At 64.1% G+C, this 22,812-nt stretch carries 18 protein-coding genes; 11 read left to right on the top strand and 7 right to left on the bottom strand.

The annotated features are described in order from the left end of the window. Positions 1-31: 31 nt before the first annotated feature. A complete protein-coding gene (locus NKI61_RS06460; protein WP_023741557.1) occupies positions 32-3,046 on the bottom strand; it encodes a caspase family protein in 3,015 nt (1,004 codons plus the stop codon). Between the two features lie 145 nt (positions 3,047-3,191). Here NKI61_RS06460 and NKI61_RS06455 point away from each other — a divergent pair, with 145 nt between their 5' ends. The 3 genes from NKI61_RS06455 (at position 3,192) to NKI61_RS06445 (ending at position 7,067) form a co-directional block, all read left to right on the top strand. Next, complete coding sequence (locus NKI61_RS06455; protein WP_352839046.1) at positions 3,192-4,142, top strand: AEC family transporter; 951 nt, start codon at positions 3,192-3,194, stop codon at positions 4,140-4,142. Positions 4,143-4,391: 249 nt separating this feature from the next. Continuing rightward, positions 4,392-5,849 (top strand): NAD-dependent succinate-semialdehyde dehydrogenase, encoded by a 1,458-nt coding sequence (locus NKI61_RS06450; protein ID WP_023741556.1) that lies wholly within the window; start codon positions 4,392-4,394, stop codon positions 5,847-5,849. Between the two features lie 192 nt (positions 5,850-6,041). Then, complete coding sequence (locus NKI61_RS06445) at positions 6,042-7,067, top strand: aldose epimerase family protein (RefSeq protein WP_023741555.1); 1,026 nt, start codon at positions 6,042-6,044, stop codon at positions 7,065-7,067. A 4-nt stretch (positions 7,068-7,071) separates the two neighbouring features. On the opposite strand, the gene NKI61_RS06440 is transcribed toward NKI61_RS06445, so the two are convergent. Then, positions 7,072-7,992 carry a sugar kinase gene (locus NKI61_RS06440; protein WP_352839045.1) on the bottom strand — a complete coding sequence of 307 codons (921 nt, stop codon included), beginning with the start codon at positions 7,990-7,992 and terminating at the stop codon, positions 7,072-7,074. 152 nt (positions 7,993-8,144) lie between these two features. On the opposite strand from NKI61_RS06440, the gene NKI61_RS06435 reads away from it, so the two are divergent. Beyond that, positions 8,145-8,588, top strand: a complete 444-nt coding sequence (locus NKI61_RS06435; protein ID WP_023741553.1) for a FixH family protein — start codon at positions 8,145-8,147, stop codon at positions 8,586-8,588. Positions 8,589-8,592: 4 nt separating this feature from the next. After that, positions 8,593-9,792 carry a cytochrome-c peroxidase gene (locus NKI61_RS06430; RefSeq protein WP_352839044.1) on the top strand — a complete coding sequence of 400 codons (1,200 nt, stop codon included), beginning with the start codon at positions 8,593-8,595 and terminating at the stop codon, positions 9,790-9,792. A 4-nt stretch (positions 9,793-9,796) separates the two neighbouring features. On the opposite strand, the gene NKI61_RS06425 is transcribed toward NKI61_RS06430, so the two are convergent. After that, on the bottom strand, positions 9,797-10,249 hold the full coding sequence (locus tag NKI61_RS06425; RefSeq protein ID WP_023688158.1) for an Lrp/AsnC family transcriptional regulator: 453 nt from the start codon (positions 10,247-10,249) through the stop codon (positions 9,797-9,799). Positions 10,250-10,413: 164 nt separating this feature from the next. Here NKI61_RS06425 and putA point away from each other — a divergent pair, with 164 nt between their 5' ends. After that, on the top strand, positions 10,414-14,022 hold the full coding sequence (gene putA, locus NKI61_RS06420; protein WP_352839043.1) for a bifunctional proline dehydrogenase/L-glutamate gamma-semialdehyde dehydrogenase PutA: 3,609 nt from the start codon (positions 10,414-10,416) through the stop codon (positions 14,020-14,022). Positions 14,023-14,108: 86 nt separating this feature from the next. Continuing rightward, positions 14,109-15,173 carry a glycosyltransferase gene (locus tag NKI61_RS06415; RefSeq protein ID WP_023741550.1) on the top strand — a complete coding sequence of 355 codons (1,065 nt, stop codon included), beginning with the start codon at positions 14,109-14,111 and terminating at the stop codon, positions 15,171-15,173. Between the two features lie 45 nt (positions 15,174-15,218). Here NKI61_RS06415 and hmuQ read toward each other — a convergent pair whose 3' ends face one another. The 4 genes from hmuQ to NKI61_RS06395 all read right to left on the bottom strand — a co-directional run bounded on the left by hmuQ (position 15,219) and on the right by NKI61_RS06395 (position 19,258). Then, positions 15,219-15,533 (bottom strand): heme-degrading protein HmuQ, encoded by a 315-nt coding sequence (gene hmuQ, locus NKI61_RS06410; RefSeq protein ID WP_023741549.1) that lies wholly within the window; start codon positions 15,531-15,533, stop codon positions 15,219-15,221. A gap of 50 nt (positions 15,534-15,583) precedes the next feature. Next, complete coding sequence (locus NKI61_RS06405) at positions 15,584-16,543, bottom strand: energy transducer TonB family protein (RefSeq protein WP_023741548.1); 960 nt, start codon at positions 16,541-16,543, stop codon at positions 15,584-15,586. A 127-nt stretch (positions 16,544-16,670) separates the two neighbouring features. Further along, positions 16,671-17,105, bottom strand: coding sequence for a hypothetical protein (locus tag NKI61_RS06400; RefSeq protein WP_023710743.1), 435 nt, complete (start codon positions 17,103-17,105; stop codon positions 16,671-16,673). A 5-nt stretch (positions 17,106-17,110) separates the two neighbouring features. Then, a complete protein-coding gene (locus NKI61_RS06395; protein ID WP_352839042.1) occupies positions 17,111-19,258 on the bottom strand; it encodes a TonB-dependent hemoglobin/transferrin/lactoferrin family receptor in 2,148 nt (715 codons plus the stop codon). Positions 19,259-19,516: 258 nt separating this feature from the next. Between NKI61_RS06395 and hemP the strand changes: the two genes are divergently transcribed. Genes hemP through NKI61_RS06375 form a run of 4 tightly spaced genes read left to right on the top strand, consistent with a single transcriptional unit; the run spans position 19,517 to position 22,809 of the window. Then, complete coding sequence (hemP, locus tag NKI61_RS06390) at positions 19,517-19,723, top strand: hemin uptake protein HemP (RefSeq protein WP_023673860.1); 207 nt, start codon at positions 19,517-19,519, stop codon at positions 19,721-19,723. 36 nt (positions 19,724-19,759) lie between these two features. Then, positions 19,760-20,818, top strand: coding sequence for a hemin-degrading factor (locus NKI61_RS06385; RefSeq protein WP_352839041.1), 1,059 nt, complete (start codon positions 19,760-19,762; stop codon positions 20,816-20,818). Positions 20,819-20,828: 10 nt separating this feature from the next. Beyond that, positions 20,829-21,710, top strand: coding sequence for a heme/hemin ABC transporter substrate-binding protein (locus NKI61_RS06380; protein ID WP_031194752.1), 882 nt, complete (start codon positions 20,829-20,831; stop codon positions 21,708-21,710). Between the two features lie 4 nt (positions 21,711-21,714). Continuing rightward, positions 21,715-22,809: a FecCD family ABC transporter permease gene (locus NKI61_RS06375; protein ID WP_286461669.1), complete on the top strand. Its 1,095-nt coding sequence runs from the start codon at positions 21,715-21,717 to the stop codon at positions 22,807-22,809. Positions 22,810-22,812 lie beyond the last annotated feature (3 nt).

Here is a 22,812-nt window from a genome sequence, read left to right as displayed (position 1 = left end):
AGACAAGCGAAAGGCGAACCCTCGGTTCGCTTCACATTTTCGCCATTTGCTTCTTCGCCAGCTCGATCTTCTGATCGGTGAGCGGGATAGGGATCGTGTAGCCGGCTTCGGTGAAGCCCTGCTTGGCGTTCTCGAAGAATTCGATCGCCTTGAGATATTCCGGCTTGCCCGCGCCATAGCTGGCGCGGTTCCAGTGGACGTCGCCGATATTGTTCTGCTCGAAGGCCCACTGCAGCGGCTGACTTTCGCGCGTAAACACCTTCAGCGCCGCCGTGAACGCCGCTTCGGCGTCGTTGAGATATTTGTCGGTCCGCTGGAGATTGCCGAGATTGAGCAGGCTCATACCGATGCCATTTTGAGCGTTGGCCCAGTCGACCGGCGCGGCCTCGATGGTGAGTATTTCGAGCGCTGCCCGCCGCGCCGCAATCGAATCCTGCAGCGTCTTGGCATCGCCATTGCTCATGCTCAACCAGTGCAGCGTCGAGCCCAGGCCGGCCTGGGCCATTGCCCATTGCCGCGGGTTGGTCTCGCGCTTGTACTCGCGCAACGCATTGCCGTAGGCGTCGACCGCCTCGCTGTAATGCTCGGGCTTGTCGGTGACGCCGCCGAGAAGCTGCAGCGTGTTGCCGAGATTGTAGTAGCTCATCGCCCAGTCCTGCGGGAACTTCCGCCTGACATAGACCTGCCGTGCCGCCTGGAAGGCTGCCGCCGACTGTTCCAGCTTGGCCGCACCACGGGTGCGCTGACCAAGGGTCTGATAGATCGATCCAAGATTGTTCTGGGCTGACGCCCAGTCCATCGGGAAGCGCTTGCGGGTAAACACCGTCAGAGCGTCGTTATAGGCAGCTGCAGCTTCTTCGAGCGTAGCCGTGCCCATATCGAAGCGGGCGATACCGCTCAGCGCATTGCCCAGGTTGAGGCGGCTGGTCGCCCAGGACACCGGGAAAGTTTCGCGGGTTCGCACTTCCAGCGCGGCGCGAAACGCGTCGGCCGCCTCGTTGATCTTCGCCTTGTCGTTGAGCTGGATGCCAAGCGTTACAAGCGTGTTGCCGAGATTGTTCTCGACCATCGCCCATTCCACTGGTGCTTTCTCGCGTGTGTATTCCTCAAGCGCCAGCCGGTAGGCTGCTTCCGCCTGGGTGAGATGCTCGCCGGCAGGCTCACGCTCGGAGAGTGCATAGAGCGCGAGGCCTAGATTGTTCTGCGAACCGGCCCAGTCCAACGGCAGCTTGTCGCGCGGACGCTTCTCAAGGGTGGCGCGCGTCGCCGCCACCGCTTCATTGAGACGCTTCGGGTCGCTCTCGCGTTCGCCGATCTTCAGAAGCACGTTGGCCAGGTTGTTCTGCGCCGCGGCCCAGTTGCGGTCGTCCTTCTCGCGCTCGAACACCACCAGCGAATCGCGGAAAATCACCGCTGCTTCTTCGAGATGCGCAGTCTCGGTTTCGCGCTCTCCAATGGTCTGCAGCACCACCGCCATGTTGTTGCGGGTGATTGCCCAGTCGCGATTCTGTTCGCCGTTGGGGATGAAGTTCAAGATGGTGCGATAGGCCTCGATGGAGTGCTGCAGCGCATCGAGGTCGCCGGTGGCGTAGCCATGAGCGTTCAGCGCCTCGGCCTCCTGGTTCTTGTAGTTCCAGCGCAGCTTTTCGTCCCACTTCTCGACCAACGAATACGCCTTGGCATAGTCGTTGGCGGCGGATTTGTAGTCGAAGACCAGCGCGGCGGCGTCGGCGCGTTTGGCATAGATGGCGGCGTCGGCGATGCGCTTTTGCCGGAGCAGGTCCTCGGCCTCGTCGACCGCACCGCTGTTTTCCTCGATCCGGCCGACCGCGTCGTCGAGGAATTTGCGCGCCGTCACCATGGCGCCCTGGCCTATGGCCTTGTCGGCGGATGCGACCAGGCGACTGATCTCGGGATCGTCGGTGCGTAATGCGGCGCGCTCGGCCATCATCTTCTTCAGACGCTCGGCCTGGCTGTCCAGCACCTTCTGCAGGTCGTTGGGATCCTCAGGGATCTTTTCCGTGCCGAGCGCCTTGAGCACGCCGTAGAGCGCGTCAAGGGGCACGCCGTCCTGCAGAGAAGCCAACTCCACCTGAGCCCGTTTGGGATCGGGCAGGTCGGAAATGGTCAGCAGCAATTGCCGCCGCTCACCGGTGATCAGCCCGTCGTCGCCGGTCGGTTCCGGCGGCGCGACGCCGAAATAGAGCAGGCGACGCAGACTCTCGCTGACCCAGGGGCGCTGCTTTGCCTTGGTGTCGAGATAGACCTCCTCGGTGACCATGCGCATGACCGAGCCGAATTCCGTGCCTTTCATCGCGGTGAGGTGGCGCAGCAGGGCGGCGGCGTAGGGGCTGTTTTCGCCGGCGGCGCCATCAAGTGCGGGTCGGCCCGGCTCGGCGGCGAAGCCGACCACAGTTCCCAGGCTGGCATCATCCAATGAGGCATCGGCGAGGGCTTTTGCGCCGCGCACCGGTTCCAGCCCGCCGGCGCCGACAGGCTCGGCGGAAGCCGTCGGCCCGCGTCGCACGACCGCGTCCGGCGGAAACGGGTTGGTGCGGCAGGCGTCAAGCAGCACGATCGTCACCGGCACGGTCTTTTTCAGCTCGTCCATGACGGCTGAAATCGGCACCAGCGCCTCACCGGCATTTTTCAGCGACGAGACGTCGGCGTCGACCGGCACCAGATAGTTCTCGCCGCCCGCCTCGATGCCGTGACCGGAATAATAGATGAAGGCGACGTCGGCGCCGTCGGCATCCTCGACAAACCGATCGAGATCGCGCTTCAGCTTGGCGGCATCGCGATCGGTGACGTTGCGGGCGTCGAAGCCGAGATCGGTCAGCATCTTGGCCATGTCGCGGGCGTCGTTGGCCGGGTTGGCAAGGGCTGCGATGTGTTCGTATTTCGACTGGCCGATGATCAGCGCCACGCCCTTGAGGCTCTTGGTCTCCGCAACCGCAAGCACCGTCGCGGCAAGGCAAAACAGCCCGGCGACGAAAGCCGTCAGCCACGCCTGTCTGAAATGACGCTGTTTCGGCGTCGCAACCATTCTCTGTGTGTCCGCCCTGATGATCCCAAGCCTGTATAGCGCTGCCACCCGACCATGATCAAATTCAGGCGCCGGGCGGATCGAGGAGCGGTTTCTGAAGATCATGGCGATTGCGCTGGAATCCGGGCTCGCCTATCCCTGAAAAATGTCTCCGCTCACCGAAACCGTTCTTTTCGTCTTCAGCCTCGTCGCGCTCGGCTATGTCACGGGGCTCACCGGCTATCTGAAACCGGCCAGCGGGGACGGCATCTCCGAATTCGCCATCAACGTCGCGATGCCGCTGCTGCTGTTTCGGACGATGGTGAATTCCGATTTCCACGGCGTGGCGCCCTGGTCGCTGTGGGGTGCTTATTTCGCGGCGGTTGCAATGACATGGGCCGCCGGCCATCTGGTGACGACACGGATCTTTGGGCGGGACGCGGGCACCGGCATCGTCGGTGGAGTGTCGTCATCCTTCTCGAATGTGGTGTTGCTGGGCATTCCCTTCGTTCTCGGCGTATTCGGGTCCAGCGGATTCGAAGTGCTGTCGCTGCTCGTTTCCGTGCATCTGCCGACCATGATGATGGCTTCGATCATCATGTTCGAGATATTTGGCCGCGGCGGCAGCGAGCCCGTACACCCGCTGCGCATCATCCAGAGCTTTCTGAGAAGACTGTTCACCAATCCGTTGATCATCGGCATCCTGGCCGGGCTGGCATGGCGCCTCACCGGCGCGCCGCTGCCGAACCTTGCCATGCGACTGGCCGATGCGCTGGCTAACACCGCCGGGCCGGTGGCGCTGTTCGCCATGGGGCTCAGTCTGCGCCGTTTCGGCATTTCCGGTAACATCCGACCGGCGCTGGCGCTGTCGACGCTGAAACTGTTCCTGATGCCGGCGCTGGTGCTCGGCCTGGTCTGGCTGTTTGGCCTGCCGCCCTTGACGGCCAAAGTGGCGGTCGTGGTGGCGGCGCTGCCGTCCGGCATCAATTCCTATCTCATCGCCGTGCAGTTCAACACCGGCCAGGCGCTGGCGTCGAACCAGATGACCATCGCCACGGCAAGCGCGGTTGTTACAACCGCCTTTTGGCTGACGGTGGTGGTTCATGTCTTTGGGTAGGCTTGGTCTTTTGTAAGGCTGTCTTTGGCAAGGCTGGTCTTTGGCAAGGCTGGGGCCCAAACTAATTTACATGTGAATTTTCTCTGGCGTTTGGCTGGCCCAAAGCCTATATGCCATCTTGCAATTGCTTGCCGAGCTTGCCCTAGGTAAAGAGCAGTGGCTCAGCGTGTCGGGCATCCAGGCCATTGCGCGCGCTCATCGAAGACATCCACAGACCGGCCCGTCAGTGCGCCGAACGGAGGCTAGACCATGCTGCAGAAAACCAGCCATTTCATGCGCCAGGCCAATCTCATCAATGGCGAATGGGTGCAGGCCGACAGCGGCCAGACGGTCGACGTCAACAACCCGGCCACCGGTCTCAAGATCGGCACCGTGCCGAAGTCGGGCAAGGCGGAAACCCGCCGCGCCATCGAAGCCGCAAGCGAAGCCTTCAAGACCTGGCGCAAGACGACCGCGCTGGAGCGCTCGAAGCTGTTGCGCAAGCTGCATGACGCGATGATGGACAATCAGGATGTGCTGGCCGAACTGCTCACCATCGAGCAGGGCAAGTCGCTCGCCGAATCCAAGGGCGAGATCGGTTCGGCTGCCGCCTACATCATGTGGTTTGCCGAGGAAGGCCGCCGCACCTATGGCGATGTCGTGCCATCACCATGGGGCGATCGCCGCATCCTGGTGACCAAGGAGCCGGTCGGCGTCATTGCCGCCATCACGCCGTGGAATTTCCCCTCCTCGATGCTTGCCCGCAAGCTTGGTCCCGCGCTTGCCGCCGGCTGCACCGCCGTGGTCAAGCCGGCCTCGCAGACGCCGTATTCCGGCCTTGCATGGGGCGCGCTCGCCGAGGAGGTCGGCTTCCCAAAGGGCGTCATCAACATCCTGACGGGTGCTGCCGGCGAAATCGGCGACGAGATCTGCGCCAATCCGCTGGTGTCGAAGATCACCTTCACCGGCTCGACCGAGATCGGCAAGCTGCTGATCCAGAAGTCGTCCGTCACCGTCAAGAAGGTCTCGATGGAACTCGGCGGCAATGCGCCGTTCCTGGTCTTCGACGATGCCGACCTCGATCGCGCCGTCGCCGGCGCCATCACCGCCAAATACCGCAATTCCGGCCAGACCTGCGTGTGCACCAACCGCTTCCTGGTGCAGGCCGGCATCTACGACAAGTTTGTCGAGAAGCTGGCTACCGCGAGCAATGCGCTGAAAGTTGGCTCGGGCCTGGAAGAGGGCGTGCAGCAGGGACCGCTTATCGACGCGAAGGCGGTCGAGAAGGTCGAGGAATTCATCGCCGACGCCACGTCGAAGGGTGGCAAGGTCGTTGCCGGCGGCAAGCGCCACGCGCTTGGCGGCTCATTCTTCCAGCCGACCGTCATCGCCGATGCGAAGCCTGACATGCGCTTCATGAAGGAAGAGATTTTTGGCCCGATCGCCCCGGTATTCAAGTTCGAGACCGAAGAGGAAGCCATTGCGCTTGCCAACGACACCGAGTTCGGCCTTGCCGCCTATTTCTACACCGGCGACCTCGGCCGCGCCTTCCGGGTCATGGAAGGCCTGAAATACGGCATGGTCGGCGTCAATGAAGGCCTGATCACCACGCCGGAAGCGCCGTTCGGCGGCGTCAAGGAATCGGGCCTCGGCAAGGAAGGCGGACACCAGGGCATCGAGGATTACCTCGACACCAAATATGTCTGCATCGGGGGTCTCGGCCTCTAAATCATTGACGGGCAGGGCAGGCCCGGGCCGGCCCTTGCCAGACGACATTCAGCCGGACTGGAGCGGTTCAGCGTTTCACGGAAACGCCGAACCGCTCCAGTTCTTTGTTTTTTGCAATTCCGGACGGAAAACCGTTTCACACTTTTCCTGGAATTGCTCTAAGTCGATAGATCGACGAATTAGCATTTGGACATAGCGATGAAGGACGGCGAAGTCTTCGGCACGACGCAGGCAGGCGAACCCGTTCGCCGTTTCACCATCCGGGGCGGCGGCGTCAGCGCCAACATCATCGGGCTCGGCGCAATCATCCAGGATCTGCGGCTCGCCGGTCACGACGCGCCGCTGGTGCTGGGCTACGACCGCTTCGAACCTTACGAGACCGACCGGGCCTTCTTCGGCGCGGTCGTCGGCCGCTATGCCAACCGCATCCGCGACGGCCGCTTCACCATTGCCGGCCAGCGCTACCAGACTGAGCGCAATTTCCTCGGCAAGCACACGCTGCATGGCGGCTCGGAGGGCTTCTTCCATCGGCCGTGGACGGTTTCGCTGCACGGCCGGGATTTTGTCACCCTGACCCTGCACGATCCCGAGGGCACGATGGGCTTTCCCGGCGCGCTCGACGTCACCTGCACCTACCGGCTGAAGATTCCCGGCACGCTCTCGATGGAGCTGACCGCCACCTGCGAGGAGCCGACGCTGTGCAATCTGGCGCAGCATTCCTATTTCAATCTCGACGATGGCGGCGCCGGTGACATTCTCGACCACCGGCTGATGCTGAATGCCGGCGCCTATACGCCGGTCGATGGCGAGATGATCCCGACCGGCGTGGTCAAACCTGTCGACGGCACGCCCTTCGACTTCCGCCAGGCGCGGCTGCTGCGCATGGAAACGGAAGGCGAGCAGCTTCCCTACGACGTCAATTTCTGCCTGGCGTCAGCCCGGGGCCCGCTTCACCAGGTGGCGTGGGCGCAAGGCGCCAATTCCGGCGTCGAGATGGAAGTCTGGACCACAGAGCCCGGCCTGCAGCTTTATACCGGCCAGTATGTCGCGCCGACCTCGGGCGGCCTGGACGGACGGCGCTACAAGGCGTTTTCCGGCTTTTGCCTGGAAGCGCAGACCTGGCCCGACGCGCCGAACCGGCCCTATTTCCCACAGGCCACCCTATGGCCGGGACAGATCTATCATCAGGTGACGGAATATCGTTTCAGGCTTCCCTAAGGCCTTAGCCCTCGAAAGCGATTCTTAGAACCTCGAACGGCGCCAGCGCGCCTCGCACCTGCACGACAGCGGCGGCGACGCGATGCGCGCGCTGCACGGCATCCGCCGGGGCATGGCCGGCAAGCCGGGCGGCGAGATAGCTGCCATTGAAGGAATCGCCGGCGCCGGTGGTGTCGACCGGGGTGGCGACATGCTGGGCCGGAACCGGCTGCAGGGCTCCGCCAGTGGCGATCAGCGCGGGTTCCTCGCCATTCTTGACGACGACTTCGCCGACCAGTTTTCCGAACCGCTCGGCGGTCGCTTGCGGTGCCGAGTCGCCAAACAGCATCTGCTCGTCGGGAAAGGTCGGCAGCGCGATGTCGGCGACGGCAAGCGCGTCGAGGATCGCGGCTTGCGCCTCCTCGCGGCTCTGCCACAGGCGCGGCCGGTAGTTGGGGTCGAAGGCGACGAGCGAACCGGCAGCGCGCGCTTTGGCCACTTCTGCCAGCAACGTCTTGCGCGCGCTGGCATCCAGAATTGCCAAGGTGATTCCGGAAAAATACACAAGCGCCCGGTTTTCAAGGCTTTTTGCCAAGGCGGCCGGGTCCGAGGCAAGCCGCCTGGCCGCCGCGTCGCTGCGCCAATAGGTGAAGGCGCGTTCGGCGCCGGTCAAGGTGATGGCGTAGAGGCCGGGCCGCGCGCCTGGGATGACCGGGCTGGCGCCGATGTCGATGCCGTTTTCGGCGAAGAACGAAATCTGGCCCTGCGAGAAGGGATCGTCGCCGAAGGCGGAGACGTAGGTCGCCGGCCGCTCGCCGCTCAGCGCATGCAGCGCCCACAGCGTGTTGAACGTGTCGCCGGCAAAGCCCATGCGCCATTTCGGCCCGGCCTGGCCGGACAGTTCGAGCATGCATTCACCGATCGAAGCGACGCCGTCTGCTGCCATGTATCTGTCTCCGGATCAGTTCGCTGCTGTAGCTTTTTGCGGCCGGCAGCGCCATGCTTGGCGGCGGCGGTTTTTTGCGCCAGAAGCGTTTTCCCACAGAAGCGGGGACGCGAATTGCTTCCCGAGACGTTATGCCCAGAAGAGGAACCGGTTTGGCATCGATATGGCGTTATCTTCTTGCGGGCGTTGGACTGGCCGCCTCGCTGGCTGGCATATTGGCGATCGTCTATCTGACCGCGCCGCAGTCGGCGCCGGGCCCGGATATTTCGCGCTCGAAGAAGACGGCGAACGGCTTGTTTGTCGCCAGCATTCAGCCGGAACGCGGCGTTATCCGGCAAGGCGAACTGCAATCCTGGTTGCTGACCCTGAAGACGGTCAACGGCGATTCCGTGGAAGGTGCGGCGATCTCGGTGTCCGGTGGCATGCCGCAGCACAATCACGGCTTGCCGACCAGTCCGCAGGCGACCGATTATCTTGGCGAGGGGCGCTACAGGATCGAGGGGCTGAAATTCACCATGAGCGGCGTGTGGCAGTTGCGCTTCGCCATTTCGGCGGCGGCCGGTTCCGACACGGTCGTCTTCAACGTGGTGCTGTGAGCGGATGAACGGCCTGTTGCGCCTTCTGGCATTGGCGGCGGTCGTGCTCGTTGCCGGCTGCGGCAAACCGGATTTTTCCGATGCCGAGAAGAAGACCATCGCTTCGCTGGCGCTGAACACCTTGCCGGCGCTCAAACCCGACACGACCAACCGCTTCGCCGACGTGCCGGCCGCCGCCGCCCTGGGCTCCACTCTGTTCTTCGATCAGGGGATGAGCCGCGACGGTAACGTATCCTGCTCGACCTGCCACAAGATCGACTGGCAGTTCCAGGATGACCTGCCGCAATCCGTCGGTGTCGGCCGCACCAACAGGCGCTCGATGCCGCTGGCCGGCATCGCCCGCAATCCGTGGTTCTTCTGGGATGGACGGCGCGACAGCCTGTGGGCGCAGGCGCTGACGCCGCTGGAAAACCCGCTTGAGCAGGCGGGGAACCGCGCCGCCTTCGCGCATTACATCCAGAAGCGGTTCGGCGAGCGCTATGAGCGCATCTTCGGGCCACTGCCAGATCTTTCCGCCGTGCCGGCCAACGCCAGCCCGCTCGGCAATGAGGCCGAGCAGGCGGCATGGAAGGCAATGACCGCGGCCCAAATGGACGACGTCAACCGCGTCTTTTCCAACATCGGCAAGGCGATCGCCGCCTTCGAACGGTCGGTCGAACCGGCACAGACGCGCTTTGACCGCTTTGCCATCGATCTTGCGTCAGGCGCCAAGCCGAAAGCCGACGATGCCTTTTCGCCGGAGGAGATGCTCGGGCTGAAACTGTTCATCGGCAAGGCCAATTGCGTCACCTGCCATAACGGCCCGCGCTTCACCGACAACGCTTTCCACAACACCGGCGTGCCGCCGGTCAGGGATTTGCCATTGGATCGCGGCCGTTTCGATGCGGTGGCCCAGGTTCAGGCCGACCCATTCAACTGCTTCGGCGCCTTCCGCGATGGCGACGCCGGCGCCTGCGGCGAGCTGCGCTTCATCGTCAAGGCAGCACCCGAACTGATGCGCGCCTACAAGACGCCGTCGTTGCGGGGCGCGGCAACGCGGCCGCCCTATATGCATGCCGGACAGTTTTCCTCGCTGGAGGAGGTGGTGGCGCACTACGCGAAGGCGGAGGCGGCCGTTGAAGGCACCTCCGAAGTGCACCCGTTGCAACTGTCGGATCGCGAACGCGCGGCGCTGGTGGCGTTTTTGAAGACGCTGTCGGACTGAAGAGTCAGCGATCCTTCACCGTCTCCATGGCCACGAAGGTTGAAGTCTGCGCAACATGCGGCAATGCCGAGATGCGCTCGCCGAGGACACGGCGATAGGCGGCGATGTCCGTGGTGCGGACCTTCAGAAGATAATCGAAGCTCGACGCCATCATGTGGCACTGCTCGATCTCCGGCACGGCCTGCACCGCGCGATTGAAAGCATCGAGCGCGGCCGAGCGTGTGTCCGACAATTTGACCTGGACGAAGGCGACATGACCTTCGCCCATGCGCTCGCGGTCGATGATCGCCTGATAGCCCCTGATATAGCCGTCCTTCTCCAGGCGCTTCACCCGCGCCTGCACCGGCGTCTTCGACAGGCCGACCTTGCCGGCCAGTTCCGACATGGACAGCCGCCCGTCGCGCGCCAGCGCCGACAGGATGTTTCTGTCGATGCGGTCCAATTGGTCTCCTGTCACGGATATCACAGTCCATCTGATAACAATTTAGCCGCATGATAGACCGCTCGGCCTGCCATGTCGATTTCTTTGGACCGGCCGAAAATGCGGCTCTGTGCTAGCTTGCGCCATTCGGTCCGGCGACCGCCGGCCCGCTCCCAGATGCTTGCTCCGCAGGGACCGCCATGCCGCTCGACACCATCCGCCAGCAGATCCGCGCCAACTACCTGCCCGACGAAGACGCGGCTGTGAAGCGGCTAGCTGCGGCGACAGAACTTTCGGCCGATGACCGCAAAGCCGTCTCGGCCCGTGCCGCGGATCTGGTGCGCGCGGTGCGCGGCTCGTCCGACCCGCGGCTGATGGAGGTTTTTCTCTCGGCCTACGGCCTCTCCACCAAGGAAGGCGTGGCGCTGATGTGCCTGGCCGAGGCACTGCTGCGCGTGCCTGACACCGAGACCATGGACGACCTGATCGCCGACAAGATCGCACCGCATGACTGGTCGGCGCATTCGGGCGGTTCGAGCTCGATCTTCGTCAACGCCTCGACCTGGGCGCTGATGCTGACCGGCCGTGTGCTCGATGAGGGCGAGGGCGGTATCGAAGGCACGCTGCGCTCGATGGTTCGCCGGCTGGGCGAACCGGTGATCCGCAAAGCGGTCGCCGCCGCCATGCGCGAAATGGGCGAGCAGTTCGTGCTCGGCCGCACCATTGCGGAAGCCGTCAAGCGCGGCAAGTCGATGATCCAGAAAGGTTATCTCTATTCCTTCGACATGCTGGGCGAGGCCGCCCGCACCGAGGCCGATGCGCTGCGCTACCTCAAGGCCTATGCCGACGCGATCTCCTCGCTGGATTCGGGCTCCAACGGTCCCGATATCCGCCAGAACCACGGCATCTCGGTCAAACTGTCGGCGCTGCATCCGCGCTACGAAGAGGCACAGAAGGAAAAGATGCTGCCGGTGATGGCCGAGCGGCTGCTGTCGCTGGCGCTGGCCGCACGCCATTCGCGCATGGGCCTCAACATCGACGCCGAGGAGGCCGACCGGCTCGACCTGTCGCTCGATGTGATCGAGCGTGTGTTGTCCGAGCCGGAGCTTGCCGGCTGGAATGGCTTTGGCGTCGTCGTCCAGGCCTACGGCCCGCGCGCGGCCTTCACCATCGACTGGCTCTATGCGCTGGCGGAAAAGTACGACCGCAACATCATGGTGCGGCTGGTCAAGGGCGCCTATTGGGACACCGAGATCAAGCGGGCACAGACGCTCGGGCTTTCCGGCTACCCCGTCTTCACCCGCAAGGCCAACACCGATGTTTCCTACATGGCCTGCGCCAAAAAGTTGCTGTCGATGACCGACCGCATCTATCCGCAATTCGCCACGCACAACGCCCATACAGTCGCTGCCGTCCTGTCGATGGCTGACAACCGTGACGCTTTCGAATTCCAGCGCCTGCACGGCATGGGCGAGGCGCTGCATGAGACGGTGCGCCAGGCCGAAGGCACGCGGTGCCGCATCTATGCGCCGGTCGGCGCGCACTCCGACCTCTTGGCTTATCTGGTGCGACGTCTGCTGGAGAATGGCGCCAACTCCTCCTTCGTTCATCAGCTCACCGATGAGGATGTCGAGCCGGAGGATATTGCGCGCGATCCGCTCGAGACGGTCGAGAGCCAGGGCTCCGCCGCCAATCCGGCAATCGCTCGTCCGGCGACGATCTTCGGCACTGGGCGGCGCAATTCGAAGGGATTCGACATCACCGACCCGGTGACGCTGGCGGCGATCGACAAGGCCAAGGCGGCCTTTGCCGGGCACGAGCGCTGGCATGCCAAGCCGATCACGCGCGCCGCCGGCTACGGCAAGCAGCGCCCGGTGGTCAATCCGGCAAAGCCTGCCGAGATCGTCGGCACGGTCGCTGAAGCCGCTGCCAAGCAGGTAGCGACCGCGGTGCGCTTCGCGGTGGAGGCGCAGCCGGCCTGGGCAAAACGCCCCGTCGCTGAGCGCGCCGCCATCCTCAACCGCGCCGCCGACCTCTATGAGGCCAATGCGGTCGAGTTTTTCGCGCTGGCTACAAGGGAAGCCGGCAAGTCGCTGGCCGACGGCGTGGCTGAAGTGCGCGAAGCCGTCGACTTCCTGCGCTACTACGCTGCCGAAGCGGCCAACAACGAAGCGGGCAGCGAGGCGCGCGGCGCGATCGTGTGCATTTCGCCGTGGAATTTCCCGCTCGCCATCTTCACCGGCCAGATCGCGGCAGCGCTCGTCACCGGCAATTCGGTCATCGCCAAGCCAGCCGAACAGACGCCGCTGATCGCCTTCCGCGCCGTCGAGCTGCTGCGCGAGGCCGGCGTTCCGGAAGATGTCATCCAGCTTCTGCCGGGCGACGGTCCGGCGGTCGGCGGACCGCTAACTGCGGATCCGCGCATTGCCGGCGTCTGCTTCACCGGCTCGACCGAGGTTGCAAAGCTGATCGAGAAGCAACTGGCCGAGACGGCCGCGCCGGACGCCATGCTGATCGCCGAGACCGGCGGTCTCAACGCCATGATCGTCGATTCCACCGCACTGCCCGAACAGGCGGTGCGCGACATACTGGCATCGGCTTTCCAGAGTGCAGGCCAGCGCTGTTCGGCGCTTCGCGTGCTCTACGTGCAAAAGGATGTCGAGAAGAAGATGCTGGAGATGCTGAAGGGCGCCATGGAAGCGCTCACCATCGGCGATCCCTGGCAGATTTCGACCGATGTCGGGCCGGTCATCGATGACGAGGCGCAGGAATCGATCAGCGAGTATTGCACCAAGATGGGGCTGCAGGGCCGGTTGATTGCCAAGCTCGAAGCACCGAAGGACGGCCGCTTCGTTGCGCCGCATGTGTTCCGGGTCAAGGGCATCGAGGAGATGGAGCGCGAAGTGTTCGGTCCGGTGCTGCATGTCGCCAGCTTCGACGCCGACGGGATCGACGCCGTCATCGCCGCCATCAACCGCAAGGGCTATGGCCTGACCTTCGGCCTGCACACCCGCATCGAAGGCCGCGTCCAGCATTTCGTCGACCGCATCCATGCCGGCAACATCTATGTCAACCGCAACCAGATCGGCGCCGTCGTCGGCTCGCAGCCCTTTGGCGGCGAGGGGCTTTCGGGCACCGGGCCGAAGGCCGGCGGGCCGCATTATCTCCGGCGGTTCCGCAAGGGGCCGGAGGCGGGCACGGAGATTGCCGAGGGCCACAAGGTGACGGCGACCGAATTGGCCGACAATCTGCCCGATCCGACGCTTGGCGGCTGGTCGACACGGCCGGACCGCATCGCCATCTTGAGAAAGCATCTGCGCGGCAAGGGCGCTGCAGCGATCGGCGCTGCAGCCGCCATCGATTTCGGCCAGGTCGACCTGCCCGGACCGACCGGCGAGGCCAACACGCTGTCGCTGTCGCCGCGCGGCCGGGTGCTGTGCCTCGGTCCGGACGCCGAAACGCTGCTTGCCCAGACGATCCAGGCGCTGGCCGCCGGCAATGCGGTGCTGGCCGTGGCGCCGGGCGCGCCGGCAGCACTGTCGGCGCTGACCGGCAAGGGGTTGCCGCTGGCGGCCATAGACGGTCGGCCAGACCCAGTCGAAGCGCGTTCGCTGCGCGTCGATGTCGTCGCCTTCTCGGGCAGGCCCGAGGCGGCCCGTATCGTGCGCAAGGTCATTGCCGACCGCAGCGGGCCGATCGTGCCGCTGGTCAGCGAGGTGCTCAACCCGGCGGCCTATGCGCATGAACGCGCTGTCTGCGTCGACACCACGGCTGCCGGCGGCAATGCCAGCCTGCTCGCGGCGGCCTAGGGGGCTTTTCGCGGCTCGCTTGCCTGCGTCGGGTTGCAAGGGTATGCGCAAGGGACAGAGAGCAACTCGAGCGGGCAGCTGAACAGATGGAAGACACGTCCGGACCGTTTGAGCTGCCGCGCGTGGCGGTGGTCATCACCTGCTTCAACTATCGGCCGTACGTCGAACAGGCGATCCGCTCGGTGCTTGCGCAGACCTACCGGAATTGGGAATGCGTCATCGTCGACGATGCCTCGACGGACGGCTCGGCCGACCATGTCCGACAGCTTCTAAGGGATATAGACGATCCGCGCCTGCGCCTGTTGGCGCGCACGGAGAATGGCGGCCAGACCGCGGGATTCCGCGACGGCTTTGCCGCAACCGACGCGCCCTTCGTCGCGTTTCTCGACGCCGATGACGTGTGGCTGCCAGATTTTCTCCTCGCGCATCTGTCCGCCCATCTCAACACGACGCATTCGGCCGCTCTCTCGAGTTCCGATGTGTTCCTTGTCGATGGCGACGGCACGTTGCTGGGCGGCACCTTCCTTGCCTTGCGCAAACCGCGCTCCGGAGCGGATCGCAGCGGCGTCGCCATCGCGCCCGGTGGCCGGCTTGCCGGCATGGCGCCTGGGATCGCCTACGCATCGGAGCATCCGGTAACCTATTTCGCACCTGCGGTGACGGGCTGGCTGTGGTCGCAATGCTCGGCGATCATGTACCGGCGTGGCGCGCTGGAACCGGTATTGTCCTTCCCGTTCAAGGCCAAGGTCGGGACGGATTATCTGACGGCGACACTCGCGCACCAGGCCGGCGGCAGCCTCATCCTGTCAGAAGGTCTCGGCCTCTATCGCCTGCATGGCTCCAACCTGTCCACCGGAACTGCCTTTGCCGGCGGCAATGTGCGGCAAACGCCTGCATACAGGAGCTACAGGAGCGTGTTGGCGGCGGATGCCGCAGACTATTTGCTGGCGAATTCTGCCTGGCTCAGCGATCTCAACGGGCGCAATTTCATACCTGCATTCCTGACGCAGCATGTGCGCCAGTTCCCGGAGCTGGCCGGTGATCCGCGGTTGGCGCGCTACCTGACACGCGGACAGCCCTGGCGGCGGCTGCGCCTGCACATTGCCCAGTGGCTTCGGCGACTGGGCGGCCGGAATTCAACCGGAACCTGACGGCATCTGCCCGTCGTCAGATCTCGTCGACGGGTGAAATCTCAATCAGGCCCCTTCGACGACCGAAAAGCCTTCGAACTGCGGATGGCCGAGATAATGCACCTTCGAGGTGCCGGTGTTGCGATGGGCGGCGCGAAAATTCTCGGATTTGGTCCAGGCGGCGAAATCCTCATGGCTTGCCCACACCGTGTGCGAGGCAAACAGCGTGTAACCCTCGGCCTCGTTGACCGGGCCGCGCAGCAAGTGGAATTCCCTGAAGCCTTTCATCTCCGAGAGGCTCGAATCGCGGTTCTTCCAGACATCCTCGAAGGCGGTCTCCGAGCCGTTCTGGACCTTGAAGCGGTTCATGGCGATGTACATTGGGCTTCCTCTTGAATTGATGGACGATTTGGCGAAGGTCTACGAGCTGGTTAAAACGGACCGATCCGCGCCCTGAACACCCAACTTGATAATCCGGTCTCAGGTGGAATGGGCGGGAACGGGGCTTGCTGGCGCACCAGTTTCAAAGCGAATTGGTCTAGCTCGGCAGACCCTGAACTTTCGACAAGCTGCAAGTCGCTGACGCTGCCGTCGGCCATGACGACGAAATAGACCCTGGCATTGTTGCGAGCCTTGGCTTGAACCGCCTTCGAAACGTGGCGGTTGGCGCGGACAAGCTTCTTTTGAATTTCACCGCCGTAACGAGATTCCATCGCATTGCCAGCCGCGTCCTGGTTTTTACCCTTGCTGGCAACCGCCGGTGCGTCGCGTTCTTCGCCATCTGCCGCACCGCGGGTATCTCCAGATCCGGCTGGAGGGGTCGGCCGCGGGCTCGGGACTGGTGGTTTGGCAGCAGGCAAATCAACGGCGGGCTCGTCGGCGGGCGGTGCCTCTGAACTTTGCGTTTGAACCCCTGGCGGAGTCGACGTCTCAGCGCTTGGGGCGACAGTTTGATCATTCGGGATGGCGGCCGTCAGTGTATCTGGCGCGGCGGTCGCCTGTTCGGCGGCTTCCGGCGCAGGCTTGGGCGCCGCCGGCTCCTTTACCGGTTGAGGCGCCTCGGTCGGCGGCACGGGTCGAACGGCCTCGGGCTTGGCCGGCTGCGGATCGGTTACCACGGTAACATCGACCGCGTCGGGAGCCTGGCTGTCCAAGGCGCTGCCGACCACCTCGGCGCCCGATTGGTCGGTGCCTTCGGATTGTATCGCGTTACTGGAATCGAATGGCCCTGCGGGTCCGATGAAGAACGCCGCTGCGGCAGCGGCATGGAGCAGGCAGGACGCGACGATCGCCACAGTCCATTTGCGGTCCGCGGCTGCCGGCTGTGCGAGCTCGTCCATCGTTATCGCCGGTTCGTTGCCGGCGTCGGGGAGGGGGGTGATGTCCTGCATGGTTCGCGGCGAGACCTGCCGCGAGCGCGGCGGGATTGTCAAATCAAGATCGGTTGCCGGCCATGACGGCGGAGCTGCGACGGGTCGTGTCGCATTGTCGTGCAGGAAGGCGGGATGCAGGCCCACCTCAGACGCCGAATGCGATACCGGTCTTGGTCTGCGTCTTCAGGCCGCGCATGCAGGCGCCCGGTTCGACGCCGGCGCATTCGGTGGCGCTGTTGATCAGCACGCGGCTGAGTTTGGTGCAGTCGGTGCCGGCGAGGTCGAAGCGGATCACCTTGGTCTTGCCGGCCGGCAGGTCCTTGAAGTCGAGCACGCTCAGGCGGTCGACAATGCCGGCCTCGTTGAACAGCGCGATTTCGAATGCCGCCTTGGAAAGATCGGCGCCGAGCGCATTGTTGACGACGAAGGTCAGGCGGCAACCCTTTTCGGAGGGCTGCGCGGCATTGAGCTCGAGGCTGAGTTGCGGAGCCGGCGCGGACTGAGCCCATGCCGGCATCAAGCCAAGCGACATCGCCAGCGTCGAGGTCAGGAGCCGAAGCGATGCCGTCAAACTTGTCATGGGTGTCAGCCTCCAAAGCGCATGGTTGCGGCCAGCTTCAGCGTGATGCCGGGTTCATAGATGACGGCGGTGGTGCCGCCGTTCAGCGGGTTGGTGTATTTGACGTCGAACAAATTGTCGGCGCGGAAGTCCACCTTCAGATTGTCGGTGGCCTGGTAACTGGCGAAGGCGTTGACCAGAGTATAATCCTTGGCTACGGGGTTGCCCTTCGGCTTGCCGTTGTACTGCACCTCGCCGCCGACGGTCAGCTTGTCCTGAAGGAAGCGGAAGCCGAGCTGCCCGGTGACCTGCGAGGACGGGATGGTGGCAAGGTCGGCGCGCTCACCTTCATCGGAGATGGTGTGGCCGTTGGTGATCGAGGCGGAGAGCCCGGCATAACCCCAGGCGGCATCGTAGACGCTTTCCAGTTCGAAGCCGTTTATCTTGGCCTGGGCGACGTTCTGGTACTGGAAGCAGATCGGAATGCCGGGGCCGAACGGGCAGCCGCTGGTCGGGTCGAATGCCGACAGTGTGACGCCTTCGATGTAGTCGTCGACATCGTTGTGGAAGTAGGCGGCCTTGAGCCGGAACGCGTCGCCGGCCTCGATAAGGTCGTTCAGCTTGTAGTTGACGCCGAACTCGGTGGTCTTGCCGGTTTCAGGCCGCAGGTTTGGGTTGGGCAGGAACGGGAAGGTGACGCCTGCCGGATGGTTGCCGCTGATCAGCGTTTCGGTCAGCGAGGGTGAGCGATAGCCTTCGGCGTAGGTGCCATAGAACTGCAGGCCCGCCAGGCTGGCGCTTTCGAAGGGCGTGACACCAACGGTGATGCGCGGCGACAGACGATCACCTGACGTTCCATTGTCGGAATCCTCCAGGCTGTAATTGTCGTAACGCAGCCCGGCAATGACCTCGAGCCAGTCCCAGGTGAGCTTGTCCTGGATGTAGGCGCCCGAAACACTACGCTTGCCCGATGGGGTGTAGAAGCTGTCGCCGCCGGCGGTGCCGCCGGTCTCGACATCGTCACCCACCCAGTCGCCGCCATAGGTCAATTCGTGCGCAACACCGGCTGTTTCGAAGCGCGACGTGTTCCAGATGTCGACGCCGGCCGTGCCAACGTCGAAGGTCGAGGTCGAACCGACGGGCAGCAGCACGGGAAGGCCGGTCGACGGATCGAAGCGGTTCTGCGGGACCAGCGTGGCGAGGTCGAGATTGGTCTTGTTGTAGGAGGCGTTGATGTGGAGATCGAGCCAGCTCCTGGCGTCGTCAGTGATGTTGTAGCGGGCGGTGAAGGTGTTCGACTTCAGGTCGACGTCGTTGGCCGGCACGCCGCCGCTGGTTTCCGTCCAGCCGTCGCTCGAGCCGACCCAGCCGAGCTTCAATTCGCTGTTCTCGCTCGGGCGGATTGTGGTCTTGAGCAGGCCGCTCAGCACGTCGAAACCGGTACCGGCGACGGTGTCGCCGCTGCCATTCTTGTAGTCGCCGTAGTCGCGGTAGACGATGTTGCCCAGCACATCCAAATCGTCGTTGAATTTGTAGGCGCCGCTGGCGCTGGCGGTCCAGCCCTTGCCGTTGCTTTCATAGCGCCCGGTGACGGAGCCGGCCCAGGTTTCGCCCGGTCTGAGGAAATCCACCGCATCCTTGGTGTCGAAGAAGACGACGCCGCCAATGGCGCCGGAGCCGTAGGTGTTGGCGGTCGGTCCGCGAATGACGTCAACGGATTTGATGAGCTCGGGATCGACATAGAAGGTCGACTGCGTGCCGTGGTCTGAGCGCTGGAAATTCTGCCTGGCACCGTCGACGATGACCGCGACGCGACCGAAATCCTGCAGGCCGCGGATGTTGATGCTGGAGCTGACGCGTCGCGCATCGGCCTGCACGGCGACACCAGGCACACCGAGCAGCATTTCGTTCGGCGTCGTCGCCATGCGGCGGTCGAGCTGTTCCTGGTCAACATGGCAGGCCGAGGCCAGCGATTCGATTGCCGTCTCGCCGGTGCGGCTGATGACGAGGATCTTGTCCAGCAGGGTCGCGCCGGCGGGCGCCGGCTTGGTGTCCTCGGTTTTCCTGGTCTGGTCGGCCTGGTCAGCGGCCGGCTGAGCGGCCTGCTGAGCGCTGACCGGCGATGTCAGCAGCGCGATCGTCGCTGCCCCCGCAAGCAAGGCCACCTTTGCCATACACCGATGCACCGGACCGGTGCTCGCCAGACCCAGTCGTCCAGAATTTCCCAAGCCCATGCCCCAACTCCAAATTCCAGGTTCGACGCTGGCTGGCTTGGCGCTCGCTGGCTTTTTTCATTCCGTCCGGCGTCTTAAATATTGACTCATTTAGTCCGGTATTGCACTGACTAATAAACATGATGATTCAAGTCAAGAAATGAATCGGCATTTGCAACGCCTAGCCAGTTGCCCGGCACAGGAAAGGGATCGAAAGAGATGAACACCCACAATCCCAACGACTTCCGTTACCGCGTCCGCCGTTCCGAGGAGACGCCGACCCGCTTCGACCGGGTGCCGCTGGCGGTGCGGACGCTGTCCTCCAACACGCTGTTCCAGGGCGAGCACGAGATCGGCATCGAGCACCATGGCGCGCTCTATCGGCTGAAGATCACCCGCCAGGGCAAGCTCATCCTCAACAAGTGACGAAACGACCAAACACGGCAGACAGGTAAGCAGGACATGGACCAGCGCGCAAAACCCGCCCCGCATGAAATCCGGCGGGCGCGGGCAGACAATCCGAAAGCGCGCGAGCGCGATCTTGCCGCCGAGCTCGGTATTTCCGAAGCCGAGCTGGTGGCCGCGCATTGCGGCGACGGTGTCGTGCGCGTCGAGCCCAGGGTCAACGATCTTCTGACCGGCCTCGACGCCGTCGGCGAAGTGATGGCGCTGACCCGCAACGAAAGCGCGGTGCACGAGAAGATCGGCGTCTACGACAAGGTTGTCACAGGCGCGCACAATGCCATGGTGCTGGGCGAAAACATCGACCTGCGTATCTTTCCAAAGGTCTGGGCGCATGGCTTTGCCGTGGAAAAGCGCGACGGTGGCGACATCCGCCGCAGCCTGCAATTCTTCGACGCGGCCGGCGATGCGGTGCACAAGGTGCATCTGCGGCCGGCGTCCAATCTCTATGCCTACCAGAAGCTCGTGGCCGCACTCGAATCGCCGAACCAGGAGGCGACCGTGTCTATCGCAGGCCTGGCCGACGACGACGCGGAGACGTCGGGCATTGCCGCAGACATCGATGATCTGCGCGACCGCTGGAGCCGGCTGACCGACGTCCACCAGTTCTTTGGCATGTTGAAAGCGCTGAAGCTCAGCCGCCGCCAGGCCGTGCGCATGGTCGGCCAGGACTATGCCTGGCTGCTCGACAATGACGCCATCGGCGCCATGTTCCACCATGCCGCCGCCGACGGCATGCCGATCATGTGTTTTGTCGGAAACCGAGGCTGCATCCAGATCCATTCCGGCCCGGTCAAGTCGATCAAGCCGATGGGGCCGTGGATCAACGTCATGGACGAGACCTTCCATTTGCATCTGCGCACCGACCACATCCAGGAGGTGTGGGCGGTGCGCAAACCGACCAAGGACGGTCATGTCACCTCGCTCGAAGCCTATGGCGCCGACGGCAAGATGATCATCCAGTTCTTCGGCAAGCGCCGTGAAGGCGAGGGCGAGCGCGACGACTGGCGGTTCCTTGCCGAGAACCTGCCGCGCATTCCAAGCCCGACCGCAGCCTGAGGAAACGACGATGATTTCACTGTTCAGGACGCTTGCCGCGGCCATGGGCCTGTCGCTGTTTATTGCCGCCCCAGTGCCGGCCAGCGAGAACGTGGCCGTGTTGGCCGACACGTCGCGGATCGTGGCGATCGGCGGTTCGATCACCGAGATCGTCTACGCGCTTGGCGAGGAAGGTCATCTCGTCGCCCGCGATTCGACCAGCCGCTACCCCGCCGCCGCGGTCGCGCTGCCCGACGTCGGCTATATGCGCCAGCTGTCGCCGGAAGGCGTGTTGTCGGTCAATCCTTCGGGCATTCTGGCGCTGCATGGCAGTGGGCCGAAGGAAGCGGTCGATGTGCTGAAAAAGTCGAGCGTTCCGTTCATCGACGTGCCCGAGCATTACAGCCATGACGGCATCCTGGAAAAGATCCGCATCGTCGGCAAGGCGCTTGGCGTCGACGCCAAGGCCGAGACGCTGGTGGCTGAGACCGACGCCAAGCTGAAGGCGGCCGAGAAGCAGACGGCGTCGATCAAGCAGCGCAAGCGCATCCTGTTCGTGCTGTCGATCCAGGGCGGCAAGATCCTGGCCGCCGGCACCGACACCGCCGGTGACGGCATCATCAAGCTCGCCGGTGCCGTCAATGCGGTCGAAGGTTTTTCCGGCTACAAGCAGATGTCCGACGAGGCCATCGTCACTGCCAGGCCGGACGTGATCCTGGCCATGAAGAATGCCGGCCCGCCGATTGCGGAGGCCGAGCTGTTCGCCATCCCGTCGATCACCTCGACGCCGGCGGGCGAAGGCCGCAAGCTGACCCTGATGGATGGCAGCTATCTCCTCGGCTTCGGGCCGCGCACGGCCGATGCCATCCACGATCTGGCCGCCTCGCTCTATGGCAGCCAGGTCACGGACTGAGCCGATGGTGGATCAGTCGATCGCCGGCGCGGCGGGCAAGGTGGCCGAGGGCGATCGTTCCGGGCGCGCTCGCCTGGTTATTGTGCTCCTGTGTGTGGCGCTTGCCCTTTCGATGTTCCTGTCGCTGAGGTCGGGCGCTTCCGATGCATCGGCCGTTGGTGTCATTCGTGACTGGCTGACCGGCGCCACGCCGGACGACGCCGCGCTTGGTGCCCGCGACCGGTTGATCGTCTACGATATCCGCATGCCGCGCGTACTGCTCGGTGTGCTCATCGGGGCGGCACTGGCCGTATCGGGTGCGGTCATGCAAGGCCTGTTTCGCAACCCGCTCGCCGATCCCGGCCTGATCGGCGTTTCCGCCGGGTCGAGCCTCGGCGCGGTCGCCGTCATCGTGCTCGGCACGACGTGGCTGGCGCCGCTCACTCTGGCGCTCGGCGGGCTGGCCTTGCCGCTCGCCGCTTTCTGCGGCGGCCTTGCGGTCACGCTGGTGCTCTACCGCGTCGCCACGCGGCAGGGGCGCACATCGGTCGCTACCATGCTGCTTGCCGGCATTGCGCTCGCAGCCCTTGCCATGGCGCTGACCGGTATCCTGATTTTCATGGCCGACGACCGGCAGTTGCGCGACCTGACCTTCTGGCAACTGGGCTCGCTGGGCGGCGCGACCTGGCCGAAGATCGCTTCCGTCGGTCCGATCATCATCCTGGCGCTTGCGGCAATGCCGTTCCTGGCCAAAGGCCTCAACGCCCTGGCGCTCGGCGAGGCGACGGCCGGACATCTCGGCATCCCGGTACAGCGGCTGAAATACACCGCGATCGTCGGCGTCTCGGCAGCGGTCGGCGCCTCTGTCGCAGTCAGCGGAGGCATCGGTTTTGTCGGCATCGTCGTGCCGCATCTGCTGCGGCTGCTGATCGGTCCGGACAATCGCTATCTTTTGCTCGCATCGGCGCTGCTCGGCGCCTCGATGCTGCTTCTTGCCGACGCAGTTGCCCGCGTCATCGTGGCGCCGGCCGAATTGCCAATCGGCATCGTCACGGCGATCGCCGGCGCGCCGTTCTTCCTCTGGATCCTGCTGCGCAAGCGCGGCGTAATCGACTTGTGAGGC

It is taken from the genome of Mesorhizobium sp. M0514 (assembly GCF_040321145.1).
Classification (GTDB): domain Bacteria; phylum Pseudomonadota; class Alphaproteobacteria; order Rhizobiales; family Rhizobiaceae; genus Mesorhizobium.
This window is presented reverse-complemented; position numbering and strand designations above follow the sequence as displayed.

What these genes read in the sequence shown, in the direction of transcription:
- NKI61_RS06395 (WP_352839042.1), bottom strand. Translation starts at nt 19,258, where the DNA reads ATGGCAAAGGTGGCCTTGCTTGCGGGGGCAGCGACGATCGCGCTGCTG.
- NKI61_RS06430 (WP_352839044.1), top strand. Translation starts at nt 8,593, where the DNA reads ATGAACGGCCTGTTGCGCCTTCTGGCATTGGCGGCGGTCGTGCTCGTT.
- NKI61_RS06385 (WP_352839041.1), top strand. Translation starts at nt 19,760, where the DNA reads ATGGACCAGCGCGCAAAACCCGCCCCGCATGAAATCCGGCGGGCGCGG.
- hemP (WP_023673860.1), top strand. Translation starts at nt 19,517, where the DNA reads ATGAACACCCACAATCCCAACGACTTCCGTTACCGCGTCCGCCGTTCC.
- NKI61_RS06450 (WP_023741556.1), top strand. Translation starts at nt 4,392, where the DNA reads ATGCTGCAGAAAACCAGCCATTTCATGCGCCAGGCCAATCTCATCAAT.
- NKI61_RS06415 (WP_023741550.1), top strand. Translation starts at nt 14,109, where the DNA reads ATGGAAGACACGTCCGGACCGTTTGAGCTGCCGCGCGTGGCGGTGGTC.
- NKI61_RS06405 (WP_023741548.1), bottom strand. Translation starts at nt 16,543, where the DNA reads ATGCAGGACATCACCCCCCTCCCCGACGCCGGCAACGAACCGGCGATA.
- NKI61_RS06400 (WP_023710743.1), bottom strand. Translation starts at nt 17,105, where the DNA reads ATGACAAGTTTGACGGCATCGCTTCGGCTCCTGACCTCGACGCTGGCG.
- hmuQ (WP_023741549.1), bottom strand. Translation starts at nt 15,533, where the DNA reads ATGTACATCGCCATGAACCGCTTCAAGGTCCAGAACGGCTCGGAGACC.
- NKI61_RS06375 (WP_286461669.1), top strand. Translation starts at nt 21,715, where the DNA reads ATGGTGGATCAGTCGATCGCCGGCGCGGCGGGCAAGGTGGCCGAGGGC.
- NKI61_RS06455 (WP_352839046.1), top strand. Translation starts at nt 3,192, where the DNA reads ATGTCTCCGCTCACCGAAACCGTTCTTTTCGTCTTCAGCCTCGTCGCG.
- NKI61_RS06460 (WP_023741557.1), bottom strand. Translation starts at nt 3,046, where the DNA reads ATGGTTGCGACGCCGAAACAGCGTCATTTCAGACAGGCGTGGCTGACG.
- putA (WP_352839043.1), top strand. Translation starts at nt 10,414, where the DNA reads ATGCCGCTCGACACCATCCGCCAGCAGATCCGCGCCAACTACCTGCCC.
- NKI61_RS06440 (WP_352839045.1), bottom strand. Translation starts at nt 7,992, where the DNA reads ATGGCAGCAGACGGCGTCGCTTCGATCGGTGAATGCATGCTCGAACTG.
- NKI61_RS06380 (WP_031194752.1), top strand. Translation starts at nt 20,829, where the DNA reads ATGATTTCACTGTTCAGGACGCTTGCCGCGGCCATGGGCCTGTCGCTG.